Raw genomic sequence first — 2,789 nt, 5'->3', positions numbered from 1 at the left:
ACGGCCGCCCGCTGCGCCCGCGCCGGGCCGTAGCCGTGCGGGCCGCCGTTGCGGGCGACCTCCCGGCCCACGGTGGACCTGGGCCGGCCCAGGCGGCGGGCGATCTCGGCATAGCTGAGGCCCGCCGCCAGCCCTTCGGCGATCTTGTGGCGGTCGTCGTACGTCAGGTGGCCTCCCGGCATGCGTCCTCCCTGGCGCGGGCTCGCGGCGTACGCATCAGTATGCGGGCGCGACCCCGGCGAACGCGACACGGAATGCGGACCTGTTGCATTTGCCATCATCGTCGTTGCGCCAGCTACACGACTCTGAGCTGCGGAAATGCTGTTTTCGACTTGCCGCATCCTCGAACGCAGTCGTAGCTTTCCCAATGCGTGAACGATGGGCGTTCGCGCGACGGGCAACGAAGGAGACCCTGGAATGGGTGCCAAGATCTGTCTCGTGACCGGCGCCTCGTCCGGCATCGGCCACGCCACCGCGCTCGAACTCCTGGCCGCCGGCCACGTCGTGTACGGCGCCGCCCGCCGGGTGCACCGGATGGCGGCGATCCGCGAAGCGGGCGGCCACGCCCTGCCGATGGACGTGACCGAGGACGCCGACCTCCTCCGGGTCGTCGGCACCGTCCTGGACGCGCACGACCGCATCGACGTCCTGGTGAACAACGCGGGCGTCGTCGTGCACGGCGCGGTCGAGGACACGCCGATCGCGACGGCCCGTACCCACTTCGAGGTCAACGTGCTCGCGCCGGCCCGGCTGTGCCAGCTCGTCCTGCCGCACATGCGGCGGAAGGGATCGGGGACGATCGTCAACGTCTCCTCGATCGGCGGCGAGATCGCCCTGCCGCTCGGCGCCTGGTACCACGCCTCCAAGCACGCCCTGGAGGCGTTCTCCGACACGCTGCGGATGGAGGTCGGGCCGTTCGGCGTCGACGTGGTCGTCATCCAGCCCGGCATCATCAGGACCGACTTCGAGGCCGACACCGCGCGGCAGCTCAGGGAGATCTCCGGGAACGGCGCGTACGGGCGGATCGCCGAGGCCATGGCGCGCGCGGCCGAGCTGAACGCTCGGGCGGGAGCGGACGGCCCCGCCACCGACCCCCGCGTGGTCGCGGAGACGATCCTGCGGGCCGTCGAGGCGGAGCGGCCACAGACCCGCTACGTCGTCGGCCTGCACGCCGAGGCCCTCTTGGAGCTCAACCGGTCGCTGCCTGACCGCGAGTTCGACGCCCGGATCACCGGCCCGCTCGCATGACCCTCCATGCCACCGGCCCGTGTCACCGGCCCGCTCGCATGACCGTCCCCGTATCGACCTCCGGAGAGCAACCATGAACCCCGCCATCGCCGTCTCGGGCCTGGTCAAGACCTTCGGGTCGGCCCGTGCCCTCGACGGGCTCGACCTCACCGTACGCGCGGGAGAGGTGCACGGCTTCCTCGGCCCGAACGGCGCGGGCAAGACGACGACCATCCGCGTCCTGCTGGGCCTGATGCGGGCCGGCTCCGGCACCGTGCGGCTGCTGGGCGGCGACCCCTGGGCCGACGCCGTCGCGCTGCACCGGCGGCTGGCGTACGTGCCCGGCGACGTGGAGCTGTGGCCGAACCTCACCGGCGGCGAGGTGATCGACGTGCTCGGCCGGCTGCGCGACGGGCTCGACCGGCGGCGCAGGGACGAGCTGATCCGCCGCTTCGAGCTCGACCCCGCCAAGAAGGCCCGTACCTACTCCAAGGGCAACCGGCAGAAGGTCGCCCTCGTCGCCGCCTTCGCCGCCGACGTGGAGCTGCTGATCCTCGACGAGCCCACGAGCGGCCTCGACCCCCTGATGGAGGTGGTCTTCCAGCAGGTCGTCGCCGAGGCCAAGGCAGCCGGGCGGACCGTCCTGCTGTCCAGCCACATCCTCGCCCAGGTCGAGAACCTGGCCGACCGGATCACCATCGTCCGCGACGGGAGAACCGTGGAGTCGGGGACGCTGGAGGAGCTGCGGCACCTGTCGCGCACCACCATCGTGGCGGGCACCACGTCCCCGGTCACCGGGCTCGACCGGCTGCCCGGCGTGCACGACCCGAGAACGGAGGACGGCGGCGTGCGCTTCAGCGTGGACGCCGAGCACCTCGACGCCGCCGTCCGGCACCTGACCGGGTTCGGGATCCGTTCGCTGGTCAGCCATCCGCCCACGCTGGAGGAGCTGATGCTCCGCCACTACGGGAAGAGGCGGGCGGCATGACCGCGGTCATGAGCCCGGCGCGCGGGCGCACCGGATCGGGGGCAGCGGGCGGTCATCTGACCGGGACCAGGGCGATGGTACGGCTGGCGCTGCGCCACGACCGGTTCAAGCTGCCCATCTGGGTGCTGGCCATCGCGCTCCTCGTCCCGCGCTTCTACGCCGCGGCCACGACCGCGGTCGTCCCGACGCCCGAGGCCATGGCCGAGGCCACCGAGATGATCAGGGGCTCGTTCATGAGGGCGCTGGCGGGGCCCGTGTTCGGCGACGGCGCCATCACCGCGCAGCGGTACTTCCTGGCCGCCTACTGGGTGGAGTTCCTGCTGGCCGCCGCGCTGATGAGCATCCTGCTCGTCACCCGGCACACCCGGGCGGAAGAGCAGACGGGCCGGGCCGAGCTGGTCCGGGCCGCCGTCGTGGGCCGCCACGCCCAGCTCACCGGCGCGCTCGCCGTCGCCGTGATCGGCAACGCGACGCTCGCGCTCTGCACCGCCGACGTGGCGGCCGGCATCGGCTTCCCCGCCGGGAGCGCGCTGCTGTTCGGCGGGTCGCTCGCCGCCGCCGGGCTGGCCTTCGG

At 72.8% G+C, this 2,789-nt stretch carries 3 protein-coding genes and 1 pseudogene; 3 read left to right on the top strand and 1 reads right to left on the bottom strand.

The annotated features are described in order from the left end of the window. The coding region (locus ABD844_RS22235; protein ID WP_344880984.1) for a helix-turn-helix domain-containing protein at positions 1 to 182 on the bottom strand (182 nt) is incomplete at its 3' end. 235 nt (positions 183 to 417) lie between these two features. On the opposite strand from ABD844_RS22235, the gene ABD844_RS22230 reads away from it, so the two are divergent. The 3 genes and pseudogenes from ABD844_RS22230 to ABD844_RS22220 form a co-directional block, all read left to right on the top strand. After that, on the top strand, positions 418 to 1,248 hold the full coding sequence (locus ABD844_RS22230; RefSeq protein WP_344880980.1) for an oxidoreductase: 831 nt from the start codon (positions 418 to 420) through the stop codon (positions 1,246 to 1,248). A 73-nt stretch (positions 1,249 to 1,321) separates the two neighbouring features. Further along, positions 1,322 to 2,215: an ABC transporter ATP-binding protein gene (locus ABD844_RS22225; protein WP_344880978.1), complete on the top strand. Its 894-nt coding sequence runs from the start codon at positions 1,322 to 1,324 to the stop codon at positions 2,213 to 2,215. Continuing rightward, a pseudogene (locus tag ABD844_RS22220) lies at positions 2,212 to 2,789 on the top strand (hypothetical protein); the annotation flags it as partial. The gene ABD844_RS22225 and the pseudogene ABD844_RS22220, both read left to right, overlap by 4 nt.

Source organism: Nonomuraea antimicrobica (assembly GCF_039536965.1).
Classification (GTDB): Bacteria; Actinomycetota; Actinomycetes; order Streptosporangiales; family Streptosporangiaceae; genus Nonomuraea; species Nonomuraea antimicrobica.
Note: the sequence above shows the minus strand (reverse complement) of the source record. Positions and strands in the feature narration are given on the sequence as shown.